Source organism: Chryseobacterium paridis (genome assembly GCF_016595215.1).
GTDB lineage: Bacteria > Bacteroidota > Bacteroidia > Flavobacteriales > Weeksellaceae > Chryseobacterium > Chryseobacterium paridis.
In genome coordinates, this window is record NZ_JAENHK010000005.1 from 364,685 (window position 1) to 390,604 (window position 25,920).

Below are 25,920 nucleotides of genomic sequence, written 5' to 3' on the forward strand. Positions count from 1 at the left end.
TAATGAATGCAAATATACTATTTTTGATTATTTAGAAGAAAAAAGGTATAGAAGCTTCAAAGCAATGTCCATTCCTCTACTTTCTCTTTTTTGCCTCATCTCTTTTTTTCTGTCTCAGCATAAAGAGATATAGACTTTCAACTTTTGTTCTTGCCCAATCCGTTTTTCTTAAAAACTTCAAAGAAGAGCTAATGCTTGGATTATCTGTAAAACATTTGATATTAATTTGCTCTCCTAACTTTTCAAATCCTTGATAATACTCTACTAATTCTTCCAGAATAGCATCGAGTCTTTTTCCGTGTAGTGGATCTGGAGATTTTTCGTGCATATTTTTTTTGTAAAAATAAGGATAAGACTTTAAACTATTATAAAATACCTGTAAGTAGGACAAAACACTTCTCGATACCTCCACTTCGTTTAGTACTCGAAGTGACGAGAGCCTTCCCGTCAGTTCGAGTGAAATTATTTGAAATGAAGTGGAAAATAATTTTGTATCGAGAACCTTATATTAAAAAACACGATAAACCACTTCTCGATACCTACACTTCGTTTCGTACTCGAAGTGACGATAGCCGTCCCGTCAGTTCGAGTGAAATTATTTGGAAGGAAATGGAAAATAATTTTGTATCGAGAACCTTGTATTAAAAAACTATGATAAACCACTTCTCGATATCTCCACTTCGTTTCGTACTCGAAGTGACGTCAAGTTATCATCTGAAATCATGAAATTATTCTTTAAATTTCACTTTCCCTTTTTTGTTTCTTACATTTGAGATATGAAAATTCTGCATACTGCCGACTGGCATTTAGGGAAACGTCTGGATCGGTTTTCACGTCTGGAAGAACAAGTTCAGGTTATGGATGAGATTGTTCAGATAGCCGATACCCAAAAGGTTGATATGATTATTGTTGCTGGAGATCTGTTTGATAATTTCAACCCCAGCGTCGATGCAGTCGAATTATTTTATAAAACTCTAAAACGATTATCACTCAATGGAAGGCGACCTGTTATCGCAATCTCAGGAAATCATGATTCGCCTAATTTAATTGATGCCCCGGACCCATTGGCAAGAGAATGTGGAATTATTCTGATTGGCCATCCAAAAGCTAAGGTAAATCCATTTGAGCTAGAAAATTTTAGAATTTCAAATTCGGTTGAAGGATTGATCGAATTGCAGATTAATGGTTTTGATTTTCCAATTCGAATTTTACACACTCCGTATGCTAATGAGATCCGATTAAAGGAATACCTTGGTGAAAATAAAGAGGAAGAGCTTAATAAAGTTTTAGCTGAAAATTGGAAACAACTTGCAGATGAATTTTGTGACAGCAATGGTGTTAACATTTTAACTGCTCATTTATACATGAATAAACGAGGGACTGAACTTCTTGATGAACCTGATGGTGAAAAACCTATCAAGATCGGAGCAGCGGACCTCATCTATTCAGATATCATTCCTGATCAGATCCAATATACTGCTTTGGGGCACCTTCATGGTTTCCAAAATATTGGAACAAAAGAAAAACCCGCCATCTATTCATCTTCTCCTCTATGCTACAGTTTTAGTGAAGCTGGACAGACAAAATATATCAACATTATTGAGGCAGAACCCAACCGCGAAGTTTCCTATGAAAAAATTGTATTAAAAAATGGGAAACCTTTGGCAAGAAAAACTTTTGACTCTGTAGAAGCTACTGTTGCTTGGTTGCGTGAAAATCCAGATACATTGGTTGAATTAACATTGGAAAGTGAAACTTTTTTAAAAGCTGAAGATAGAAAGCTTCTTTATCAATCTCATAGTGGTATTGTACATTTAATTCCAAAGGTTAAAAATCAGGATTTTAATGAAAATAAGCTTCATGAAATTAATCTGAATCAGGATATACAAACTTTATTTCAGGATTATTTCAAATCTAAAAATGGAGGACAGGAAGCTAATGAGGATTTAATGAAATTGTTCAATGAAATTTTAAACGCATAAAGATGATTCCAATTCAACTAACAATAGAAGGTTTATATTCTTATCAGGAGCGCCAGACGATTGATTTCAGAAACCTTACGAATGCTGGACTATTTGGAATTTTTGGTTCTGTTGGCTCTGGAAAGTCATCTATCCTTGAGGCTATTTCTTTCGCATTATATGGAGAAACAGAACGCTTGAATATGCGTGATAAAAGGGCTTACAATATGATGAATCTCAAATCGAATACTTCCTATATTGAGTTCGATTTTGTTCATGAAAATAAGTTATTCCGTGCCACAAGAGATTTTAAAAGAAACTCAAAAAAATTCGATGATGTAAAACCTTCTTCTGTTACCTTTTATGAAAGTAAAAGTGAAAAATGGATCCCACTCGATCATTCAGATGCAGAACAAATTATAGGATTGAGCTATGCCAACTTTAAGCGTACGATTATTATTCCACAAGGTCAGTTTAAAGAATTTTTAGAACTGGGAGCTACAGAAAGGACAAACATGATGAAGGAGATCTTTAATCTCCAGAGATTTGATCTTCAAAATAATATATCGATTTTAAATGCTAAGAACCGATCTGAGCTGGATCAGTTACAGGGTGAACTAAAAGGCTTTGAAGAAATAACGGATGAGCAGATTAATCATCAAAAAGAAAATCTCAAAGAAGAACAGCAAAAATTCAATGAGATTAAAAAAGAGCACCAGTTGATTTCAGAAAGATATCAACAGCTAAAAAATTTAAAATCTGATTTTGAAAGTCTACAACAAAAGAAAGAGACTTTTGAAAAGCTCTCCTCTGAAAAAATAAAAATTGATGAACTAGAGAAGAAAACAAACAGCTATGAAACTGTTTTCAGGATTTTCAATCCTTTATTGAATGAAAAAAAGAAGCTCTTGGATGAAATTTCAGCAAGAAAAAAAGAACAGGAAACTCATATAAAATCGACAGAAGAAACCGAGAAAAATTTCATTGCCATACAAGAACAACTTCAGTCAATCCAACCTCAATTTGATGCATTAGGACAATCCAAAATACAAGAGAGTGATTTAGACCTTATATTGCAAATGCTGAAATTTTCGGGAGAGATCAAAGCTCTTGAGGAGAGAACGCAGAAAGGTTCTGAAAAAGTACATGAGGTTGAGGAAAAACAAAAGATTAGCCAGAAAAGAATAAATGATTTGGGTAAAGAAATAGAGACTTTGAAACCAAAAAGAATTGAGGCTAATTTATTGATCAATGTTGGAAATTGGTTTCTACAGAAAAGAAATATAACTGATCTCCAGCATAAGCAGACACAAAAGCTGATTCAACAAAATGATCTGATTGTAAAAACTTTAGAAGAACTAAAAACTTTTAATATTGATCCAGCAAGCTTCAGAGAAGATTTTAAGTTGAAAAATGAGTCTTTAGAAGCTAACAAAAAAGAATTAATACAAAAGTTTGATCAACTAAAAATTCAAAAAGAACTATCGCGTTTTGCTAATGAGTTGCATGATGGTGAATCCTGTCCTCTTTGTGGATCTCTGGAACATCCTAATATTGGTGAATTTCATAATATCGATGCTGAACTCAATGATATTCATGAGAAAATACAAGCTATTGACAATGATATAGTAAAAACTCAAAAGCATATTACGGAAATTGAAAAAATTCTGGACCGTAAAAAGATTTTTGAAGATCAGCTACAAACAGAACAGAACGTTTTAAATCAACTTCAAAAAGATATACAGTCCCATCACCAAAATTTCATATGGAAGAGCTTTAATCCCGAGGATGAAAATGACTTTGAATTTAAACGTCAACAATCATCTACTATAGAAAAGCAGATCGAAAAGATCAATCAATCTGTTTTAGAAGAAAGAGAAGCTTTTGAGAAAGAGCAGGAAAATCTGGGGAAATATAAAAAAGCACTGGATGAGTTTAAATTAGAAGAAGCGAAAAAAGAAGAGCAGATCAATACGAATCGTTCTAATTTAAAGAATTTAAACTGGGATGATTATAGAGAAAGATCATATCCGGAGGTTCAGGAAATTCATCAAAAATTAATTGCGTCCAATCTTGAAGTTGAAAAAACTTATCAGACTTTAATAGCTAAAGAAAAGGAGACAGCTCCAAAATTAGCAGAGCAAAAAGCGATTGTTACTCAATTGAATATCAGGATTTCTGAACTGGAAAAAGAGATCACTTCTAATGAAAATTCTTTCCAATCAGCTTTGATGCAACACGGTTTTGTAGCGTTCATAGATGTTCAGAATATCTTAGCAGATGAAATTTTAGTTGATGAAACTAAAAATCAAATCCAACAGTTCAGGATTCAATTTGAAACATTAAAAAATGGAATTCAGGAATTAGAAGAAAAACTGAAAGATTTTTCATTTGACAAAGAGCAGTTCAATTCGGTTGAAGAACAATTTAAAACTTTTGAAACTATATTAAAACAAGCTAATGATTCTGTTGTAAAAGCCATTTCAGAAATTGAAAGGCTTGAAAAAGAATTTAAAAAGAAAGAAGCACTTTTGAAAAATCTTGGTGAGCTTCAGAAAAGATCTGATAATTTAAAAGTGATGACCAATTTATTTAAAGCTGCTGGTTTTGTTCAATATGTTTCATCCATTTATCTGAGACAATTATGCGATCATGCGAATGTCCGATTTCATAGAATGACCCGAAACCAATTAAGTCTCCAATTAAATGAAAACAATGATTTTGAAATCATCGATTATCTAAACGAAGGAAGAACCAGAAGTGTAAAGACTTTATCCGGTGGACAGGCATTTCAGGTATCATTAAGTTTGGCATTAGCTTTAGCAGAGAGCGTACAGGCTACTTCAAAAGCAGATAAAAATTTCTTCTTTATAGATGAAGGTTTTGGAACTCAGGATCTGGAATCAGTGAATATTGTTTTTGAAACCCTGATGAGTTTACAAAAAGAGAATAGAATCGTTGGAATCATCTCCCACGTAGAAGAACTTAAAGAAAAGATTCCTGTTTCATTAAGTATTGTAAAAGATGAAGAGCGTGGAAGTCTTATAGAAATATTATAAAGCTCCTCTTCCACTTTTAATAAATAAACCTCCATTGAATCGCTCAATGGAGGTTTATTTATTTTACAAAGATTTCACTTTCGGTAATACTTCTTTACCAAACAATTCTATGGATTTCATCATCAAATGATGATCAGGATCTCCAACATCCATGTGCCCGACAAATCTTGTAATTCCAAAAATCTCTTTCATGTATGCAATTTTATCATACACCTCAGTTGGGCTTCCAATAAACAAGGCACCATCTTTACTTCGTCCCCCCTCATATTGTGCTTTGGTGTAAGGAGCCCATCCTCTTGAAGACCCTATCCTATCCATCTGTGACTTGTAGTTATTAAAATAACCATCTATCACATTCTGATCATCACTCACAAAGGTATGAGAATGAATTGCAATCTGCATTTTTGAAACATCATGTCCGGCTGCCTTATATTCCTGCTTATAGAATTCTATCAAATTCTTAAACTGAATCGGCATACCTCCAATAATAGCCACCACCAAAGGCATTCCCAATTTAGCGGCACTTAAAACTGATTGCGGGGTTCCACCAACAGCTCTCCAGATGGATAGCTTCCCATCATTCTTTGCCCTTGGATATACCGTTTGATTCTGCATCGGTGCACGAAGTTCTCCTGACCACGAAACGTTTTCTTCTGAATTTATCTTTAATAGTAAGTCTAACTTTTCATCAAAGAGTTGTTCATAATCATTAAGAGAATATCCATACAGTGGAAAGGATTCAATAAAGCTTCCTCTTCCTACAAATATCTCAGCCCGTCCATCGGAAATTAAGTCCAATGTTGAAAAATCTTCATATACTTTTACAGGCTCTGATGAACTTAAAACGGTAACTCCACTCGCCAATTTAATATTTTTAGTAATACTTGCCGCTGCTGCTAAAACCATTTCCGGAGAGGAAACTGCATAATCAGGACGATGGTGTTCTCCCATTGCAAAAACATCAATTCCAACCTCATCCATTAATTTTACCTGTTCCAGAATTTCTCTGATCTTTACTCCTGCATCTTTGTATTTTCCTGTTGTTTGGTCGAAAGCTAAATCGCCAAACATTCCAATTCCTAATTCCATATTGTATTTTTTAAACTTGATCAAAAATACAGCAATCAAAAATCAAAAACATTGATCAATGGTAAGAATGGAAATAGGTGCTCTAAAGAAAAAAATCCAACCTCATCGGTTGGATTTAACTTATTTTTTCAGATTCTGATCAAAATAATCTGTAATCTTTTGCATCAAATGTACTCTGTCTTTCCCGATTACATTGTGAGGATGTCCGGGGTATACAAAGTAATCTAACTGGACTCCGTTATCAACCGCAGATTTGATAAATTTAATTGAATGCTGCCAAACTACAACGTCATCTTGTGCACCATGGATCATTAAAAGTTTGCCTTTAAGATTTTGAACTTTATCCAATAAATTTGCTTTTGCATATCCTTCAGGGTTTTCCTGTGGCGTATCCATGTATCTTTCACCATACATGATCTCATACATTTTCCAATCAATAACAGGTCCTCCTGCGACTCCAACTTTGAAAACATCGGGTTTGCGAAGCATAAAACTTGTTGTCATAAATCCACCAAAACTCCATCCATGAATTCCCATTCTCTCAGCATCTACGTAAGGAAGTGACTTTAAATATTCTACCCCTTTCATTTGATCATCCATTTCGGTAGTTCCCAGATTTCTAAATATTGCCTGCTCAAATTTCAATCCACGGTTTGAAGAACCTCTTCCGTCCATAGTGAAAATAATGTATCCATTCTGAGCCATATATTCGTACCACAGATTTCCGGATGCAGGAAAAGTATTGGTGATCAACTGGATATTGGGTCCATTGTATAAATAAACGATGACCGGATATTTTTTATTAGAATCGAAATTCGTTGGAAGAATAATTTTCCCATATAAGGAAGTCCCATCGTCAGCTTTCAGATTTACATTTTTAATCTCTGGTCGCTGATAGTTCTTCAATGTATTTTCAGCGGTAAGGATGTTCGTGTATTTTAGGGTGTTTGTATTAATTATATTCCCTACCCTAGGTGTATTGGCATTAGCATATACATCAAATAAATAGTTTCCATCACTACTCAGAACCCCCGTATGCATTCCTTCTGCATTATCCAATCTCTGCATTTTAAAGTTCGTCCAGTTGATCTTATACAAATGTCTTTCAAGTGGAGTCTCTTTTGTTGAAACAAAATAAATTTCTTTTTTCTTTTCGTTAAAACCTAATATATCGGTAACCAACCAATCGCCTTTCGTTATTTGAGAAATCAATCCTTTTTCTAAACTATAATGGAATAGATGATTGTAACCACTTCTCTGGCTCTGCCAAATAAAATCAGTATTGGATTTCGGAAAAAACACAAGTGGATGCTGAGGCTGCACATATTTATCATTTGTTTCTTCAAACAGGGTTTTAACAAAACTTCCCGTTGCAGCATCATATTGATTCATTTTTAAATGGTTCTGACCTCTGTTTAAAACACCAACAAAGATATATTTAGAATCCGGGCTCCAGGTAATCGCAGTTAGGTATTGGTCCTTCTCTCCTTCAATCTTTAAAAAAGTGGTGGATTGATCTTTAATGTTATAAACACCCAAAGTCACCTGGTGTGATACACCTCCTGCCATCGGATATTTTACATTGTGATTTACAGCTGGTGTTACAGACCAGTCGATTACAGGATAATCAGCAACCATAGTCTGATCCATTCTGTAAAAAGCTACAGACCCAGAATTTGGAGCCGGGAAAATTCCTGTGTCAATTCCAAATTCATTTCTGTGAACAGCCTGCCCATTAATGATATTTTCATCTGCATCATTGGTGACAGCAACAGATTTCCCATTTCTATTAACGTATAAATTATTTTTAACGGTATAAGCCAGGGTTTGGTTATCTTCAAAAACTCTTATATTGGATGCGTCTTCATTAAGTGCTGAAGTAGTTTTTACTTTCCAGTCATTTCCTGATTTTTCAACCCAGAACATTTGATTGTCAGCATTAAAATACCCGTTGGAGTTATTTAGGAATTTAACCGTTGGAACTGCATTTAGTTTATTTGTTGATAATTGTTTGTTTAATTGATTCAGGGATAATAATGTATCCTGTTTATTAGATTTTAGATCTGTAATCAGGTATCCTCCTTTTACAGCCTGAATATAAGATTTTCCGTCTTCAGTCCATGAAAACTGGGAGATATTCTTTACTGCCAAATTAGTTCTTAAACCATTTACAGCCTCCGCCATTGTAAATTTTTGAGTCTGAGCAAAAACCGATCCGCTCAAAACCACCATCAATAAAGTAAACTTATGTAATTTCATTGTATAAAATTGAATCCCTCAAAAGTAAGAAATAAAAATCACCCGTTAAGAAATGTTAAAATAAAAACATTCATAAAATGATATTATTATGTTAATTAAATAATTACTTAACTTAATGTCTGGATTTTTTTGGAGGTTGACGGTTTCTGGTTGACAGTTGCAAGTTGAGATTGCTTCGCTTTGCTCGCAATGACAAATATCCTAGCCCTGATAGTAACGGTTACCCCACAGCAAGGGAAGGGAAAGCTTTGGAGCGAGGAGTAAAAGTGTATAGCAGGAAATAGCTCCAAAACCATATTCCTAATATGAATAAATCATTAAACCTTATTTCTTATCCTATATCAATGATTTGTACCTAATCCTTAGTGTAGATTTGCATTATAAATAACAATAAAAAATACAAGACAATGGCAACAAAATGGAATTTAGACCCAGCACATAGTGAAATTACTTTTAAAGTAAAACACATGATGATCTCTAACATCAAAGGAAATTTCACCAACTTCAACGCAGAAATCGAAGCTGAAGATGATACTTTTGCTAATGCAAAAACAACAGCTACAATTCAGACTAATTCAATTGCTACTCATAATGTAGACAGAGATAACCATTTAAAAGGTGAAGAGTTTTTCAATGCTGAACTGAATCCTACAATTACGTTTGAGTCTCAGGCATTGAATGGAGATATTACGGGAAATCTAACAATCAACGGAATTACTAAGCCTGTAACTCTTGATGTGGATTTTAACGGAATTAATGTTGACCCTTGGGGAAATACTAAAGCAGGTTTCTCTTTTGAGGGTAAGATTAATAGAAAAGACTTCGGATTAAACTGGAATGCAGCTCTTGAAGCAGGAGGTGTAATGGTAAGTGAAGAAGTAAAATTAGCTGGAGATTTGCAGTTTGTAAAACAGGCATAATTTTCATTTATACATATCAAAAGGTTCAGGGATTTTCTAAAAACCTTGAACCTTTTTCTTTAATATCATGTTACTATGAACCTTAACGATCTCCAAAATATCAGTGACAATTTTCAAAGCACTCAAAGAATGCCCGTTTTATTTCTTGGGCACGGCTCTCCAATGAATGCCATTGAAGAAAACCAATTTGTACAAGGATTCAGAAAAGCAGCTACTGAAATACCAAAACCTAATGCTATTTTATGTATTTCCGCTCATTGGTACACAGCAGGAACTTATGTGACTGCAATGGATATGCCCCGAACCATTCATGATTTCGGAGGTTTTCCCAAAGCATTATTCGACGTGGAATACCCTGCTCCCGGAAGTCCTGAATTAGCTAAGGAAACTGTGGAAATTTTAGCTCCTGTTTTGGTTGAAGAGGATCATAACTGGGGGTTGGATCATGGTGCATGGTCGGTTATTAAACATATGTATCCGGATGCAGATATCCCTGTTATTCAATTGAGCATTGATTATACAAAACCTCCGCAATATCATTTTGACCTGGCACAGAAATTAAATAAGCTTCGTGAAAAAGGTATCTTAATTATTGGAAGTGGAAATATTGTTCATAATCTACGTTTAATTGATTGGAGGAATATCAATACTGTTGGAGCTGGCTGGGATTGGGCTGTGGAAGCCAGAGAAAAAACCAATAACTGGCTTCTTGACGGGAATTTTCAAAATATCATTGATTATCAGAAACAAGGCACTTCTTTACAATATGCCGTACCGACTCCTGATCATTATCTTCCACTGGTTTATAGTTTGGGATTAAAAAATAAATCTGAAGAGCTTAGGTTATTCAATGACGAATTGATAGGCGGTTCTTTGAGTATGACGAGTGTTAGAATTGGATAAAAATAATCGGATATCTTTCTTCTTTTTTTATCACTATAAATTTAGTAATATTGTTTACCATGAAAAAAACAATAGTACTCCTTTTAGTCATTATTCCCTTCTACTTTTCTATTGCTCAAATCATTAAAGGAAAAGTTCTTAATGAAATCGATCAACCGATTCCCAATACCACCATTTACCTTGACGGAACAACTATAGGAACTACCTCTAAGGAAGACGGTAGTTTTATGCTTGATCTATCTTCCAAAAAAAATGCGAATCTGGTTTTTCAAAAAGAAAACTATGAGACTCTTTCCACATCTATTACAGATGTACTAAACAAAACGTTAAAGGTGGTTCTAATGAAAGCCAAAACGATTGAAGAAGTCCAAATAGTTCCTTATACGGAGGAGTCCTACAAGAACTTTATCAATTATTTTTTGGATACTTTCATCGGTTATGATAAGGAAAATGTGAGGATCAGGAATCAAAGAACTCTAAAGTTTTCATATGACAAAAAGAATAAAATTCTCAATGTAAAAGCCCCTAAAACACTGATCATTGAAAATAAGAATCTGGGATATGAAATCGAATATAATCTTATAGGCTTCTCTGCCGATTTTAATGCTAATATGTTCAATTATATGGGAACAAGCTTTTTCAAAAAAACAAAAAACACGGATCGGATAAAACTCAATAGGATGAATGCATACGAAGGCAGTATGCTGCACTTTTTTCGCTGTGTATTTCAAAAGACAGTTTCCGAAGATGGTTTTATAGTCAATAAAGTTATTGAAGTCCCTAACCCAAAATATCCCACAGAAGATGAGTTGAGCAAGCTTACGAATTTCAGGGAAATGGTTAAAAATTCCAGAAATATAAAAATACCAGAAGATATTAGCGAAATTATAAGTAGGAAGAATAGTGAAAAGCCATACGCACTAGCAATTACCAAGCTTAAAATACCGATTTCGGATTATTCCACCAGAAACGAAAACAATGTTTTTTTCAGCTTTCCAGATATGCTCCAGGTAAATTACATCAAGTATTTTTATGAATTAAAAAATAAACAATTCGTAAAAAATACCATTCCTGTAGCATTATCTTCTTATTTGCGCTCAGAAGGAGAAACTTTTGAAGTTTCTAAAGAAGGAAATATTACTCCTCCTGAACAACTCATCAATCAAGGTGACTTTTCAAAAAACAGGATTGAAAATATGCTTCCCCTAGATTATCAGTTAGGGGATTAATTTTAATGTTGTCAAAAAGTCAGGAGAAAGAAGTTGGAAGTGAATATTCAGTGATTTACTTCTGAAAGCTATAAAAAAGGAAACATCTCAGCTGAGATGTTTCCTTTTTTATTTTTAGAGTATATTATTTTATTGTACAGCTTGTAGAACATTAATATTCCCATATCCATAACTAGAATTAGGGTTTGGATAATATGTTGCTGACTGTCTCATTTTGTTAAGCACCTGGTCTCTTGTCCATGAAGGATTTTTAGCCCAAACCAGAGCCGCGATTCCAGCTGTAGCTGCTGTAGCGACTGAAGAACCACCAACATAATCAGTCTGTCCATTGTAATAGCTTAGAACAGGAACATTGCTTCCGGAAGCTCTCTCCATTTGGAATGTAAAATCAATCTGACTTCCTGAATGGCATACATCACATTTCTGATTAGATGTATTTTCTTTTACCCCTGTAATTGCCTGTGTTTCTGGCATCCATGCAGGGAATATAACTCCTACAAAGTTCGTAAAGCTGGTAGATGTTCCACCAGCACAAAAAATCAGTTTCCCTTTTGAATAGGCATATTTTACACCATCCTCGATTTTTCCAACAGAGAATATATGTCCCATCGACATTGAGATGATCTTTACATTGGTATTATTTGCAAGTTCAGTAAAAGCTGTTTTTACCCCAGTCTGCTCACTTGAAGTTTCCAGAACAACATTTTCTGCTGCTCTGTATGCAATTAAATTAGCATTATAAGCGACTCCAACAGGTAAGCCTGAATTATTTCTTGGAGCTGTCATTACAGAAGCCATTTTGGTCCCATGACCACATTGATCTGCAGATCCATCGGAATTATATACTCCAAACTTACTGATTGTTCTTCCTGACGAAGCTCCAGTATTAAAATTATTTCCTAATAACGTTTGTTCCGGAGAAACTCCTGTATCGATCAAACCGATCGTAACACCTGCTCCTGTACTATAGTTCCATGCATCAGGAATATTATGTTTTGTAAAAGCCCATGCAACTTTTGCGCTTGGAGTTGTGTTGGTATAATCAGCTGCATTTAAAGTGGTTGAAGAAAAGCCACATCCTGAAGATCCACTGCCTGAAGATTTCGCTGTATTATATGCAGACTCATATTCAAAATAATGGTAATCTCCTGGCTCCACATATCTTATTATTTTCATTTGTCGGAGCGCTGCAATAGTTTCTTCTTTTTCAATCACAACATCCATTTGATTGAGATATTGATCAGAAAGCAGAACAAATGTTCTTTCATCTTTTCCTTCATACTTTTTGATAACAGTAAGAATTTCTTTCTCCATTTCATTATTGTTTGGAGATTTACTTCTGTCGAAATCATCTTTAGAGGAACCAAATCCAATGGATACCATTTTGTTTCCACGGAAAATAGCACTCCAAAGAACGTGATTAGACGACTGGCTCCAATTGAAAGAACCTTTGTTTTTGATTGACTGATTGATCTCAGCGTTGATCTGTTTTGCTGTTAAAGGATCTTTTTGAAGAGTCTCAATTCCAGGTGCTTCGTTTTGAATGCCTTCTCTGTTACACGAAATGATAAAGAAAAACAATACTAAAAGGTAAAATACATTTTTTTTCATATAAATTAATTTTGATTGGTCAACAAAAGATATCACTTTCTTTTGAATTACAATTCTTTAAAAATTAATTTAGTATTTCCCGAATATTAATTTTTCTAAATGAGAAGAAGATCCAATAATTGATATTACACTAATTTTTCAAAGCAAACACTATTTTCAACCCCAATATATTGTCCATAATTAGAAACTTTTCTGTATCCTTTCTTCTCATATAACGCAATGGCTTCCGGTTGCATAATTCCGGTTTCTAAAATACATTTTTTATAACCAGATTCCTTTGCCCAGACTTCCAGCCTATCTAATATTTTTGAAGCTAATCCTTTTCCTCTGTATTCAGGGTTTGTATACATTCTTTTGATTTCTACAGTATCCTCTGAAAAAGGTTTGAAAGCACCACAGGCAACAGCCACATCATTCACATATTCTACTATACAATTTTTAAGCGTATCAATCCCATTGAACTGATGATAAAATGCATGGTCATCTCCATCACGAATCGCCAAATCAGCATCAAGGAATTGTACAAGGTTCTGAAAGTCGATGTTTGAGGAATCTACTCTTTTTGTTGCCATTGATTTTTGTTTAGACAAAGATAAGGGATTGGGATTTAAAGATTTAACATCATTTAAAAATTGAAAGATTATATAATAACAAAAAAGCTTCCGGTCAAGGAAGCTTTTTTATTAATATTTTGAAGATGATAATAGAGAAGATGTTTTAATAACTTTTCTCTCAATCAATTTTCTTCATTAATTTTACGGCTGTCTCTTTCCCCATTTTTTCTCCAGCTTCCATACCTTCCTTTACAATTAATGGTGTAACCTCTATCATTTTTTTTCCTGCAGGTGTATTATAGAACTTTATCAGATCATCTATTTCAGATTCAGTGTAATATTCACTGTAAATTGGAGCATATAGATCTGCAAACTTTTCCGGACTCATTTCTTTTAAAAATTCTTCCCAAAATTTATTTGACACCCCTGGATATGCTTTCTGATATTTTCCGATATTTTGTTTCACTCCTTGAGAAGCAAGTTTATCAACTCCCGTAAGAATAATAAGTTCTTTGATTTTTGATTCTTTTACCTGAGAAAAAGTGCTTATTCCAAAAAATAAAGCACATACAATAACCACCTTCTTCATCCTAATCATTAATTCACTACAAATTTTCTATCATTAATTAATTCTGCAATCGCTAACATATCTTTACCAATTAATCTATCATCCTCAAGTTTTGCTACTTTTGAACGAAGAATCGCATAGTTTTCTTCGATAATTTTTGAACATTTAGCTGGTCTTCTGAATTCCAGTCCCTGAGCAGCAAACATAAGTTCAACAGATAAAATATTCACCAAATTACCTAAAACCTGATTGAATTTTCTTCCGGAAATACTTCCCATTGAAACATGATCTTCCTGTCCTAAACTGGTTGGAATAGAATCCGCAGAAGCTGGGAAACATAATGTTTTGTTTTCAGTAACCAACGCTGCAGAGGTATATTGTGGAATCATGAATCCAGAATTTAATCCAGAGCTTTCCGTCAATAATCTAGGAAGTCCATATTTCCCTTCTAATAATAAATAGCTTCTTCTATCTGAAATATTTCCTAATTCAGCTACTGCCAACGTTGCATAGTCCAATGGTAAAGCCATAAGCTGTCCATGGAAATTTCCTCCTGAAATAGATTCTTCTGCGCTCAAGACAATTGGATTATCTGTCACAGAATTTAATTCAGTTTCCGCCATCATTTTCAAGTGTTCAAAAGCATTTCTGCTTGCTCCGTGTACCTGAGGAACACAACGCATGGAATAAGGATCCTGTACTCTTTCACAATCCTCATGCGCTTTCATATTTTCAGAATTCTTAAGGAATTTCAGCATTCTGGCTGCTACCTTCTTACTTCCTTCAAATGGTCTGATTTCATGAAGTTCCTTTTTAAATGGACTTTCAGAACCTCTGTAAGCTTCAAGGCTCATTGCAGCCGTCATATCAGCAAGATCTAATAAGTACTCGAATTTCTCCAATCCTTTGATAGCATGAGCTAAGATAAACTGTGTTCCGTTTATTAATCCCAATCCTTCTTTAGGTCCTAAAGTCAGAGGATCAAGATTATGTTTTTCTAAAATTTCAGCCGTCTCATAGATATTTTCCCCTTCCCATACTTGTCCCAAGCCTAACAATGGTAAAACTAAATGAGCTAAAGGAGCTAAGTCTCCGGAAGCTCCTACAGATCCTTGTTCAGGAACAACAGGAATAATATCCTTTTCAAGCATCAGGATCAATCTCTCAATCACTTCTAAAGAAACTCCCGAAAATCCTTTTGATAGTGCATGAACTTTCGAAATCATCATGATTTTAGAGAATTCCTTATTAATAGGCTTTCCTACTCCAACCGCATGAGAAATGATTAAATTATATTGTAACTGAGCTGTTTCATCAGCAGAAATTTTGGTATCACAAAGAGGTCCAAATCCTGTATTAATCCCATAAACACATCGATCCGATTCTACAATTTTCTGAACATTTTTCTGTGATTTTAAAATTTGGTCTTTTGCAGCCTTATTAAGTTTAGCTTTATTTGGTTTTTTACAAATCTCCAATACATCATGGAAACTGAAAATATCTACTCCGTATATCATTTCTAAAAATTTCCTTAAAATTACACATTTAGCAATAATTCTAAAAACTAAATTTCACCTGAATATATTTTATTTATAAGTTGTTTATTTTATTATTTTTACGCCCAATAAAATAATAACCTATGAAATTTAAAACTCTACTCCTTGCACTATGCCTTACAAGTGCTGCTTCTTTTGCACAAGACAAAGTAAAATACTCAAAAGAGCAGATCAAAAAAATGGAAACCTATCTTTTCAATGAAGGATTCAATCTTCCATCTCCCAAAAAGACTTCCACCATTATTTTAAAAGATGGAAGTGCTCACAAAGGTTTTTGTAATAAAGTTGAAACAAAAAAAGGACAGATCTACGAAGTATCTATAAAAGATAGTATTTCTAAAAAAAATGAGGCGTTTAGTGCTGATCAGATCAGCGAAATGTATCTGTATCCCAGCAATGTTGAAAAAATCGCAAAGGTTGCAAAATACATGGGGAATATCCGAAACTTCGGAACTAAAAAACTAACGAAAAATACTACTGGTGAGCGAATTCACTTCGTAAACCAAACCGTTTCGTTAAAAAATAAAAAAGAGGATAAAGAATTTTTGATGCAATTGATCAATCCTGATTTTAGTGAAATCATTTCTGTTTATCATGATCCAAGAGCTAAAGAAACTGGTGGATTTTCAATTGGAGGTTCTCCTCAGCTTGGCGGAGGTGTCATTAAATCCTATTATGTAAAAAAAGGAGACAAAATCATGTGGCTTCATAAAGATGATTTCGAAGATAATTATGATTTCCTTTTCGGAGACAACGCTGAATTCATGAAAAAATATCCAAAAAAATCTGCTGAATGGGATTATTTCAGTTTTTTGGTAAATGAATATACTGAAATGAGCAATGGATAAACATTAAAAATATTATAAATGCCGCAGAAAATTCTGCGGCATTTTTTATTCTTTTAAATCACAATTGGATTCCGTAATTTTGTTATATGAATCCTTCTTTAGAATTACAACTTAAAACTTTACCATCCGAACCAGGCGTTTATCGTTACTATGATAAAAACGATCATTTATTGTATGTGGGAAAGGCAAAAAACCTAAAGAAAAGGGTTCTCTCTTACTTTAATAAAAATCTTCCGGGTTACAGAATAAAAATAATGGTAGGAAAAATCCAGCGATTGGAAACTACTATTGTTAACAGCGAGTATGATGCTCTTTTATTGGAAAACAATCTGATCAAAGAACACAGACCGTTTTATAATGTAATGCTGAAGGACGATAAGACCTATCCCTGGATCTGTATTAAAAATGAAGCTTTTCCAAGAATTTTTCTGACAAGAAACATCATTAAAGATGGATCAGAATATTACGGTCCTTATGCCAAGGTGCGTCCTGCAAAAATATTACTGGATACCATAAAACATATTTATAAACTCAGGACCTGTAATTTAAATCTGGCTCCGAGTAAAATTGAAGATGGTAAATATAAAGTTTGTCTTGAGTATCATATTAAAAACTGTGAAGGACCTTGTGAAGGATTGGAAAGCAAAGAGGAATATGATGAAAAAATTGATTCCATCCGGGATATCATAAAAGGAGATTTCCGAAAAGCTAAGGAATATCTGGTTAACCAGATGATGAAACATGCCTCTAATCTACAGTTCGAGGACGCTCACATCATCAAAGAAAGATTGGACGTCCTTGAAGATTATCAGGCTAAAAATACGGTAGTAAATCCAAATATTGATGATGTGGATGTTTTTGGAATGACCAGTGATGAGACGGCAGCTTATGTCAATTTCTTTAAAATAAGAAATGGAAACATCATCCAGAGTTTCACTACTGAAATCAAGAAAATTCTTGAAGAAACTGATGAAGATATTATGGAGGAGGCTTTGATTGAAATCCGCCAAAAATTTGGTTCCGATTCCAAAGAGGTGTTACTTCCTTTCCATTTATCAGTCGAAATTCCTAATGTAAAACTTATCGTTCCCAAAGTAGGTGATAAGAAACGAATTGTAGAACTTTCTGAAAAGAATGCAAAAGAATATCGTCTGGAAAAATTAAAACAGGTTCAGATCGTAGACCCTGAAAGACATACCAACCGAATCATGGCTGAAATGCAGAAACTGCTAAGAATGCCAGTAGAACCAAGGCATATTGAAGGTTTTGATAACTCTAATATTCAGGGGACAAATCCAGTATCAGCCTGTGTTGTTTTTAAAGATGGTAAACCAAGTAAAGCCGATTACAGAATTTTTCATCCAAAAACGGTAGAGGGTCCCAACGACTTTGCAACGATGGAAGAAGTTATTTATCGTCGATATAAAAGAATGGTAGATGAAGGAGAAGATCTTCCCCAGTTAATTCTGATAGATGGTGGAAAAGGACAACTATCTTCAGCCGTAAAAAGTTTGAAACTTTTAGGTCTTTACGGAAAAATTACTATTGTCGGAATCGCTAAAAGATTAGAAGAAATCTTCTTCCCTGAAGACCCTATTCCATTGTATCTGGACAAGAAATCAGAGACTCTTAAAATCTTACAGAGAGTTCGTGACGAAGCCCACAGATTTGGTGTGAAACATCACAGGACAAGAAGAAAAAATTCTACCATTAAATCCGAATTAGAGGAAATTCCCGGTGTTGGAGAGAAAACAATTGAGCTCTTATTATCAAAATTAAAATCTGTCAAAAGGATCAAGGAATCTAATTTGGAAACTTTAGAAGAGATACTTGGTAAGAGTAAAGCGAAGGTTATTTGGGAATATTTTAATGATTAGATTAAATATAAAAAAACAAAAACTCTCTTTCGAGAGTTTTTGTTTTTAGAGAATCATTATTTTTTATACCCCTCCCATTACATACATATTTTCCATCGTTGGTGCTTCACTGCCTCCCTGTTTTTCAAGAGTGATAGCAAAGGCTTGTGCTTTGGGTATGTTAGCGAGAGCAATTTTACTGTCTTTTTCTTCTGTATACATTCCTGCACTTACAGGTTTTCCATCTGTTATAGCCCACAGTTGGTACTGCATTCCTTTAGGAGCTTTTGGAAGATCTTCTGCATTCAGATATACTTCCTTGGTATTTTTATCCCAAAAAACCATTGCTTTGGCATCTGCATGTTTTTCCACTCCTTTCAACATGACCATTTGCATATTGGGACTTGATAACATGTGCCATTTCTCATTCATTTTTTGAAGAGCGAGTTCCTTAGACTGTTTTTCAGTTTCTAACTTTACTATTTTCTTATTGTTTTCAGCCTGATTATTCATCCAAAACAAATTCCCTGCAATACTTACTAAAAACAAAACCGAAGCTGCAATAGCATATGTTTTCCAATTGCTATTTTTCGGAACTGATGTTTCTTTTACCTCCTTAACAGGAGATGTAGTAGATATATGTTCTGTAATATCTGGTTTTACTTCGTTCAATATCTGTTCCTGTTGGATCTTATCCCAGATCTTAGATTTTAATTCAGCAGGAGGAGCTACAGCTTGTGCAGTTGCCAAATCTTCCAACGTTTTTTGTGCTTCTTCAAAAGCCGCCTTTACTTCAGTATTATTCTTCATCACACACTCCAAAATGCCTGCCTCCTCTGGAGAAGCAAGACCTAGAATATAAGATTCTATAATTCCGGATGATATGTATTCCTTAGTGTTCAATTTATTGATAATCTTTTAACAAATCCTTTAATTTCATTAATGCATTTCGCATTTTCGTTTTTACTGTACCCAAAGGTATTTTCAGCTTATCAGATATTTCATTCTGTGTGTATCCCTGATAATAAGCTAAATCAATAAGCTCTTGTTTATCAGATTCTAAACTTTCAAGCACGTTATTAAAACCAATAAAATCAGAGGTATTATTTGTAGTGGAAAGTTCTGCACTGTTATATACGAAATCTGGAATTGGTTGGTTTTTCAATTCGTTTTGAAAACTTTTAGATTTTAAATAATCAATCGCTGTGTTTCTGGCAATATTGATCATCCAAGTATAGAATCTACCTTTACTTGTATCATATTGATGAATAGAATTCCAGATTTTTACGAATACGTCCTGAATAACTTCTTCAGTGTATTCTTTAGATTGTACAATTCGGAGTACTACACCATACAACGCACCAGCATAGTGATCATATAAGTAATGAAAACCAGCTTCGTTTTTTTCTTTCAATAAAACGATAAGTTCGTCCTCCGAATAGTTTGTTTTAATAGCGAATATTTTTCATTCCAAATGTAATAAAATAAAACATATAACAAGCAAATCTGAAAATTCTTTTCTTCCGTATATGAATTAAATCGTTTTTATATGAATTCTATTTCCTTAAAATTACTGCAAGTTCCAAAAACTCAAACATGTCTAAAGTAATTTAAAAAAAATAAAATCTTTTAAATCTAAAACTCCATCAATGTCGTAAATGATGATAAGAATAAGAAATCAAATACTATTTAATTAAAAAAATCAAAGAAATGAACACAAGATCAAAAATCGCAGTATTCGGAATGGTAGCATTATCATTTGCGTTCAGTGGAACGGTAACTGCACAAACGATGAAAGAAAAAACAGTAATGGTAGGGGGAGCTGCAATGTATCCATCAAAAAATATCATTGAAAATGCTGTTAATTCAAAAGATCATAAAACATTAGTAGCTGCAGTAAAGGCCGCAGGATTAGTAGAAACTTTACAGGGAGCAGGTCCTTTTACTGTATTGGCACCTACTGATGCTGCATTTGCAAAACTTCCAAAAGGTACAGTAGAAAACCTGGTTAAACCAGAAAATAAAGAAATGCTTACCAAAATTTTAACGTATCATGTATTAGCTGGAAAATATAATGCTAAAGAAATATGGGCCGCTGTAAAAGCAGGAAACGGAAAAAGCATGATGAAAACTGTAGAAGGGGAAGATGTAACTTTCTGGACAAAAGGTAAAGATCTTTACATACAAGACGCAAAAGGAAACAACGCAAAAGTTACAATAGCTGATGTGAATCAGTCAAATGGAGTAATCCATGTAATAGACACTGTCCTTATGCCATAGTTTTTAATTTTTTTATGGTTTAAATAAATAATCCCTTACTTGTTTAAGTAAGGGATTATTTTAATTTCTTAGTTGAAGTAATGTATTTATTTTCCTAAAAATATATCTTTAGAATATCCTCCGTTCGAAGAAGGAACTTCTATTACAATATTTCCATTTTCATAATAACCGATTGTGGTATCTCCATTTTCAAATTTCACCCTAAAAACATCTTTTTTAGTAGTTTCCTTAAAGGTTGCATAAGGAACTGAACTATCTGGTCTCACAAGAATAAACTGGCTATTATCAATCTGCACTTTTTGTAGACTTAGTTTTCCATTACTATACTTGCTCGCTGAACTTCCAGTAGAAGAAGTAACATTTTCAGTCGATGGGCTTTCTTTTACCTGTTCAACAACCTTTGTTTCAGCTGGCATTACCACTGTAGTAGGATAAGAAACAGGGATTGTTACGAAAGTTTCCTTTAGTGCTTCTTGAAATCCTTCTTTATACTCTTTGATTTTTGAGACTCCTTTACTCGCTAATAACACCTTATCATGACAATCTTTAAACTGTAAAATAACCTTATTTCGTAAAAAGCCACTATCATCAATAACATCAGCATTTAAAACATTACAAGGGTTATCCTTTGCTTCAAAAGGCCACTGATCTTTATTTCCCTTAAGAACCACATATTTTTTTCCATTCAAAAATTTTGCCAATAGAACGTCTAAATCAAATTTCTCTTTGAAAGTGGTAAACTTCTCTGGAATAGAAACATATTTATAGTCGGATACCTTTTGTCCGAAAACCAACATCGAACAAATGGTTAATATAAGTATTGATCCCTTTTTCATATTTTTAATTTTTAATCATTTCTAAATGTTCCCATATCTAACTTTAGAGAAAAGAAGTTGGAATAAAAGTTAGAACCCCCGATTCCTGAGTTTGTAATTGCATAATCTAGAGTAAGCCCTCTATATCTAATTCCTAAACCGGCACTTGGCTGAAAAGATACTTTTCTTTTTAAATCCTCGATATCTGTTATAGATTGAAAACGATTTACCCCAAGTCTTACAAAAATCATTTTCTGATAACCTAATTCAGCTCCAGCATAAGGAGTAATACTTGCAAAGTCTGTTGATACAAGAGCTGCTGTCTTAGCGAAATCTATATTAATACCCGCTTCAGGTAATACATATACACTGCTGTTTATTTCAAACATCTTACTCGCCCCTACATTAAGCTTAGGCATCGTAAGTTCCATTTTGTCCTTAGGTGCCGGGTTAAATTCTTCTCCATTTACAACAGTAGATAATTCTTTCTGATTGATACTCCAAAAGTTAACAGTCGTAGTTGCATCACGAAGCATTCCTCCAAATTTCCACCCATTGTCAGCCTTATAGATTGCACCAATATCAAATCCAAATCCATATCCATTTGCAAATTTACCCACATTTCTGTAGACAATTTTGGCATTGACACCTACATCCAATTTTGTATTTCCACCAGGATGAAAAGCATAAGAGAGGATCGCAGCATAATCGGATTGTGAAAACTTTGTGATCTTGTCATAATCGATATTTCCTTCAGCATCGATCATTTGGGTTGTATTCAAAATATTATCAACTCCAAGCCTCACTATTGAAACTCCAAATACCCCTTCTTCCAATACTTTTGCATATGCCAGATAATCATACTTTGCGATAGATTCAAAATATTCAGCGTGCATGGCAGCTCCTTGCCAATCTCTTTCAATCGACATTAAACCAGCGGGGTTCCACATTGGTGAATAGACATCATCTTGATTGGAAATAACAGCTCCCCCCATTGCCAAACCTCTTGCACCAGCTCCTATATTTAAGAATTCATTGGAATATTTTCTGATAATTTGAGATTGAGACAATCCAAATGCTAAAGAAAATAGGAATAATAGATATTTTTTCATCATATAAATTTGATGCTTAGTTAGTTTTTTTTTGTTTCCTGGCTTTTATCAACCCGTTGGCAATAATCGCTAATATCATAACCAATGATGCTACATAAAATATAGGGCTCATATGTTCTGATTCGCCAAAGATAAAAAAAGCTAGTATAATTCCGTAGACTGGTTCTAAATTAACTGTCAAAATTAGTGTAAAAGGAGAAATATACTTCATCAGATTCACCGATTCTAACATTGGAAAAGCCGTAAAAACACTTGCTAACAAGCATATTAACGCAAGATCCCTATAGTTTATTTCATTCATTTGAAAAATTTGCCCGGAAAATAAATAAAATATCAATAAAACTGACCAACCACAGAATATTTCATAAAAAATAATATTACCAGAGCTTGTTTTTCCAAACATTTTACCATTAAAAACGGAAAAAACAGTTCCAAAGATTGCACATAAGACCCCAAAAAGAATTCCCTCTTTATACTGAAATTCAGTTTTAAAGATCAATAGGATACAAGCCACAATCACAATGCCCATGATTACCTCTGAAATATCTATTTTTCTTTTAAAAATAATAGGTTCCAAAATCGAGGCAAAAAGGGTGGATAAAGATAAACAGCTTAGGGCTATGGAAACATTGGAAACTTTTATTGAATAAAAAAAACAAAACCAATGAGCAGCCATAGCTGTACCAATGGCGGCCAATTGAAAAAATATTTTCTTTGAAACTTTAATACTCTCCTTCTTGTATATCCTTATATAAGCATATAAAAAAATAGCCGCAAATAACATTCTGTAGAATACCAGAATCTGTGCATTAGCATGAATTAATTTTCCTAAGATTGCAGTGAACCCCCATAAAAATATAATTAAATGCAATCTGAAAAGTGCTAATTTATGCATAACCTACCTTTGAATTTTTAAAATGCAAATTTACGAATAGCTTTTTCAAATTCTTCCATAAAAAAATAGATAGCCTGAGAAAAAACAGATAAAACTAACACAGTTCTTAGCAACTTCACTTAATTTCATTTTTCACACAACATTTCTTGCACTAATTTGGTAAAGAATCTAACAATTAATCTAGATATCTTACGACTGTTGAAAAAATATAGAAATAAAAAACCCCGAAAATTTGTTCAACTTTCGGGGCTTTCAAATAATAAACTATTAAAAAAATAAACTAGGAACAGAGTAATTAAGAGGACAATAATACCCCTCAATACTCTTACGTAAAGTTAGCAAAAATATCAATTAATCAAAAATAATTTCTTGTTAAATATTTCACAATTTTCTGTAAACCAAAGTATTAAACAACCGTTTTATTAAAATTAATATTCTCTTTAAAAATAGTATCTTTAGGCGTAAAAAATTAAAATTTTATGGATATCGAATTCAACAAACGAGAAGATCAAAATAGATTAAAATTATCTGAAATAAATCGTTTACTTGCCGAAATAAAGAAAGGAGGTGGAGAGAAAAAGCTTCAAAAGTTACGTGAAGAAGGAAAAATGACTGCAAGAGAAAGAATTGATTATCTTCTTGATAAAGATTCAGATTCCATAGAAGTAGGAGCTTTTGCAGGTTATGAAATGTACGAAGAGCATGGCGGCTGTCCGGGAGGAGGTGTTGTGGTTGTTATCGGCTATGTTTCAGGAAGACAATGCCTTGTTGTAGCCAATGATGCTTCTGTAAAAGCAGGTGCCTGGTTTCCTATTACTGGCAAGAAAAATCTTAGAGCACAGGAAATTGCCATGGAAAATAAGCTTCCTATTATCTATCTTGTAGATTCTGCGGGTGTTTATTTGCCAATGCAAGATGAAATATTCCCTGATAAAGAACATTTTGGAAGAATTTTTAGAAACAATGCTAAAATGAGCTCTATGGGAATTATACAAATTTCTGCTGTTATGGGAAGCTGTGTTGCAGGAGGAGCTTATTTACCTATTATGAGTGATGAAGCGATGATTGTAGATAAAACAGGTTCTATTTTCTTAGCTGGAAGTTATCTTGTTAAAGCTGCCATAGGTGAAACCATAGATAATGAAACATTAGGTGGAGCAACTACACACTGCTCTATTTCAGGTGTCACAGATTATAAGGCTAAGGATGATAAAGACGCTCTAGATAGAATTAAAAACATCATGAAATCTATTGGGAGCACTGAAAAAGCTGGTTTTGATAGAATCGAAAGTTTTCCACCAAAAGAAAATCCTGAAAATATCTTTGGCATAATGCCAGCATCAAGAGCTGAGCAATATGATACATTGGACATTATTAAATGTATGGTAGATAATTCTGAATACGAAGAATACAAGCCTGATTATGGGAAAACTATAATTTGTGCAACAGCGAGAGTTGATGGTTGGTCGGTAGGAATTGTAGCTAATCAAAGAAAACTTGTGAAGAGCGGTAAAGGAGAAATGCAGTTTGGAGGTGTTATCTACTCTGACTCTGCTGATAAAGCAACAAGATTTATAGCCAATTGTAATCAAAGAAAAATACCTTTGATCTTCTTACAGGATGTTACAGGATTTATGGTAGGTTCAAAATCTGAACATGGAGGCATCATTAAAGATGGAGCAAAAATGGTGAATGCTGTTGCTAATTCTGTAGTACCTAAATTCACAATTATAACAGGAAATTCATATGGAGCTGGTAATTATGCAATGTGTGGGAAAGCATACGATCCACGATTAATTGTTGCATGGCCATGGGCTGATTTAGCTGTAATGGGAGGTGCACAAGCTGCAAAAGTATTGGCACAAATTCAGGAATCGACATTGAAAAAACAAGGTAAAGAAATCACAGAAGAAGAGCATAACGAGATCTTAGATAGTATCTCAAAAAGATATCAAAAACAAACAGAAGCTACTTATGCCGCGTCCAGATTATGGACTGATGCTATTATTAATCCAATAGATACAAGAAAATGGATATCTATGGGTATTGAGGCTGCTAATCACTCTCCTATTACCGAGAAATTTAATTTAGGAGTAATACAGGTTTGATAAGAGTACAATATATATATTTATAGCCCTATTTGAAAAAGTGGGGCTTTTTTGTGGTATATGGTTTTTAAAATTGAAAGTTGAAAGTTGAAAGTTTATAGGGAGAGCTTTAAGTTTTGGCTAAAGCCGTTTTGGATTTGGGATCTTATTATTGAAGGCGGGCTAAAGCCCACCTCTATTGATGGTTTTATTCTCTCTCGCGGATTAAGCAGATAACGCAGATGAAAACAATTGAAAATTGAAAGTTTAAAATTGAAAATGTATAGGCAGAGTTCTATGTTTTGGCTAAAGCAGCTT

Annotated in this window: 21 protein-coding genes; 9 read left to right on the forward strand and 12 right to left on the reverse strand. The window is 33.8% G+C overall.

What is annotated here, in order from left to right; genetic code table 11:
* Positions 1-76: 76 nt before the first annotated feature.
* Complete coding sequence (locus tag JHL15_RS06805) at positions 77-328, reverse strand: VF530 family protein (protein ID WP_200244434.1); 252 nt, start codon at positions 326-328, stop codon at positions 77-79.
* Positions 329-776: 448 nt separating this feature from the next.
* On the opposite strand from JHL15_RS06805, the gene JHL15_RS06810 reads away from it, so the two are divergent.
* Both JHL15_RS06810 and JHL15_RS06815 read left to right on the forward strand, forming a co-directional pair.
* Positions 777-1,982, forward strand: coding sequence for a metallophosphoesterase family protein (locus JHL15_RS06810; protein ID WP_200244436.1), 1,206 nt, complete (start codon positions 777-779; stop codon positions 1,980-1,982).
* A gap of 2 nt (positions 1,983-1,984) precedes the next feature.
* Positions 1,985-5,020, forward strand: coding sequence for an AAA family ATPase (locus JHL15_RS06815; RefSeq protein WP_200244438.1), 3,036 nt, complete (start codon positions 1,985-1,987; stop codon positions 5,018-5,020).
* Positions 5,021-5,083: 63 nt separating this feature from the next.
* Here the strand turns inward: JHL15_RS06815 and JHL15_RS06820 are convergent, their stop codons facing one another.
* Together JHL15_RS06820 and JHL15_RS06825 are read right to left on the reverse strand one after the other, a co-directional pair.
* On the reverse strand, positions 5,084-6,109 hold the full coding sequence (locus JHL15_RS06820) for an LLM class flavin-dependent oxidoreductase (protein ID WP_200244440.1): 1,026 nt from the start codon (positions 6,107-6,109) through the stop codon (positions 5,084-5,086).
* A 120-nt stretch (positions 6,110-6,229) separates the two neighbouring features.
* Positions 6,230-8,368: a S9 family peptidase gene (locus tag JHL15_RS06825; protein ID WP_200244442.1), complete on the reverse strand. Its 2,139-nt coding sequence runs from the start codon at positions 8,366-8,368 to the stop codon at positions 6,230-6,232.
* Between the two features lie 407 nt (positions 8,369-8,775).
* Between JHL15_RS06825 and JHL15_RS06830 the strand changes: the two genes are divergently transcribed.
* The 3 genes from JHL15_RS06830 to JHL15_RS06840 all read left to right on the forward strand — a co-directional run bounded on the left by JHL15_RS06830 (position 8,776) and on the right by JHL15_RS06840 (position 11,420).
* On the forward strand, positions 8,776-9,288 hold the full coding sequence (locus JHL15_RS06830) for a YceI family protein (protein WP_200244444.1): 513 nt from the start codon (positions 8,776-8,778) through the stop codon (positions 9,286-9,288).
* Positions 9,289-9,363: 75 nt separating this feature from the next.
* The gene (gene ygiD / locus JHL15_RS06835) at positions 9,364-10,191 is read left to right on the forward strand and encodes a 4,5-DOPA-extradiol-dioxygenase (protein WP_200244446.1); all 828 of its coding nucleotides are present in this window, start codon (positions 9,364-9,366) and stop codon (positions 10,189-10,191) included.
* A 59-nt stretch (positions 10,192-10,250) separates the two neighbouring features.
* The gene (locus tag JHL15_RS06840) at positions 10,251-11,420 is read left to right on the forward strand and encodes a carboxypeptidase-like regulatory domain-containing protein (RefSeq protein ID WP_200244448.1); all 1,170 of its coding nucleotides are present in this window, start codon (positions 10,251-10,253) and stop codon (positions 11,418-11,420) included.
* A gap of 129 nt (positions 11,421-11,549) precedes the next feature.
* On the opposite strand, the gene JHL15_RS06845 is transcribed toward JHL15_RS06840, so the two are convergent.
* From JHL15_RS06845 to hutH, 4 genes are all read right to left on the reverse strand, one after another.
* Positions 11,550-13,031: a S8 family peptidase gene (locus tag JHL15_RS06845; RefSeq protein WP_200244449.1), complete on the reverse strand. Its 1,482-nt coding sequence runs from the start codon at positions 13,029-13,031 to the stop codon at positions 11,550-11,552.
* 125 nt (positions 13,032-13,156) lie between these two features.
* Positions 13,157-13,603: a GNAT family N-acetyltransferase gene (locus JHL15_RS06850; protein WP_200244450.1), complete on the reverse strand. Its 447-nt coding sequence runs from the start codon at positions 13,601-13,603 to the stop codon at positions 13,157-13,159.
* 160 nt (positions 13,604-13,763) lie between these two features.
* The gene (locus JHL15_RS06855) at positions 13,764-14,174 is read right to left on the reverse strand and encodes a DUF2059 domain-containing protein (RefSeq protein WP_200244451.1); all 411 of its coding nucleotides are present in this window, start codon (positions 14,172-14,174) and stop codon (positions 13,764-13,766) included.
* Between the two features lie 8 nt (positions 14,175-14,182).
* Complete coding sequence (gene hutH / locus JHL15_RS06860) at positions 14,183-15,670, reverse strand: histidine ammonia-lyase (RefSeq protein ID WP_200244452.1); 1,488 nt, start codon at positions 15,668-15,670, stop codon at positions 14,183-14,185.
* Between the two features lie 122 nt (positions 15,671-15,792).
* Here hutH and JHL15_RS06865 point away from each other — a divergent pair, with 122 nt between their 5' ends.
* A complete protein-coding gene (locus tag JHL15_RS06865; protein ID WP_200244453.1) occupies positions 15,793-16,557 on the forward strand; it encodes a hypothetical protein in 765 nt (254 codons plus the stop codon).
* 86 nt (positions 16,558-16,643) lie between these two features.
* Positions 16,644-18,434: an excinuclease ABC subunit UvrC gene (uvrC, locus tag JHL15_RS06870; RefSeq protein WP_200244455.1), complete on the forward strand. Its 1,791-nt coding sequence runs from the start codon at positions 16,644-16,646 to the stop codon at positions 18,432-18,434.
* A 63-nt stretch (positions 18,435-18,497) separates the two neighbouring features.
* Here uvrC and JHL15_RS06875 read toward each other — a convergent pair whose 3' ends face one another.
* On the reverse strand, positions 18,498-19,316 hold the full coding sequence (locus tag JHL15_RS06875; RefSeq protein ID WP_200244456.1) for an anti-sigma factor: 819 nt from the start codon (positions 19,314-19,316) through the stop codon (positions 18,498-18,500).
* 1 nt (position 19,317) lies between these two features.
* Positions 19,318-19,827 carry an RNA polymerase sigma factor gene (locus JHL15_RS06880; protein WP_200244457.1) on the reverse strand — a complete coding sequence of 170 codons (510 nt, stop codon included), beginning with the start codon at positions 19,825-19,827 and terminating at the stop codon, positions 19,318-19,320.
* 296 nt (positions 19,828-20,123) lie between these two features.
* Between JHL15_RS06880 and JHL15_RS06885 the strand changes: the two genes are divergently transcribed.
* On the forward strand, positions 20,124-20,693 hold the full coding sequence (locus JHL15_RS06885; protein WP_200244458.1) for a fasciclin domain-containing protein: 570 nt from the start codon (positions 20,124-20,126) through the stop codon (positions 20,691-20,693).
* A gap of 86 nt (positions 20,694-20,779) precedes the next feature.
* Here the strand turns inward: JHL15_RS06885 and JHL15_RS06890 are convergent, their stop codons facing one another.
* The 3 genes from JHL15_RS06890 to JHL15_RS06900 are packed head-to-tail and all read right to left on the reverse strand — an operon-like array spanning position 20,780 to position 23,515.
* Positions 20,780-21,529, reverse strand: a complete 750-nt coding sequence (locus tag JHL15_RS06890) for a hypothetical protein (protein WP_200244460.1) — start codon at positions 21,527-21,529, stop codon at positions 20,780-20,782.
* Positions 21,530-21,540: 11 nt separating this feature from the next.
* A complete protein-coding gene (locus tag JHL15_RS06895; protein WP_200244462.1) occupies positions 21,541-22,623 on the reverse strand; it encodes a putative type IX sorting system protein PorV2 in 1,083 nt (360 codons plus the stop codon).
* 13 nt (positions 22,624-22,636) lie between these two features.
* Positions 22,637-23,515: a DMT family transporter gene (locus JHL15_RS06900; protein ID WP_200244464.1), complete on the reverse strand. Its 879-nt coding sequence runs from the start codon at positions 23,513-23,515 to the stop codon at positions 22,637-22,639.
* A 479-nt stretch (positions 23,516-23,994) separates the two neighbouring features.
* Between JHL15_RS06900 and JHL15_RS06905 the strand changes: the two genes are divergently transcribed.
* The gene (locus JHL15_RS06905; RefSeq protein WP_200244465.1) at positions 23,995-25,623 is read left to right on the forward strand and encodes an acyl-CoA carboxylase subunit beta; all 1,629 of its coding nucleotides are present in this window, start codon (positions 23,995-23,997) and stop codon (positions 25,621-25,623) included.
* Positions 25,624-25,920: the final 297 nt, after the last annotated feature.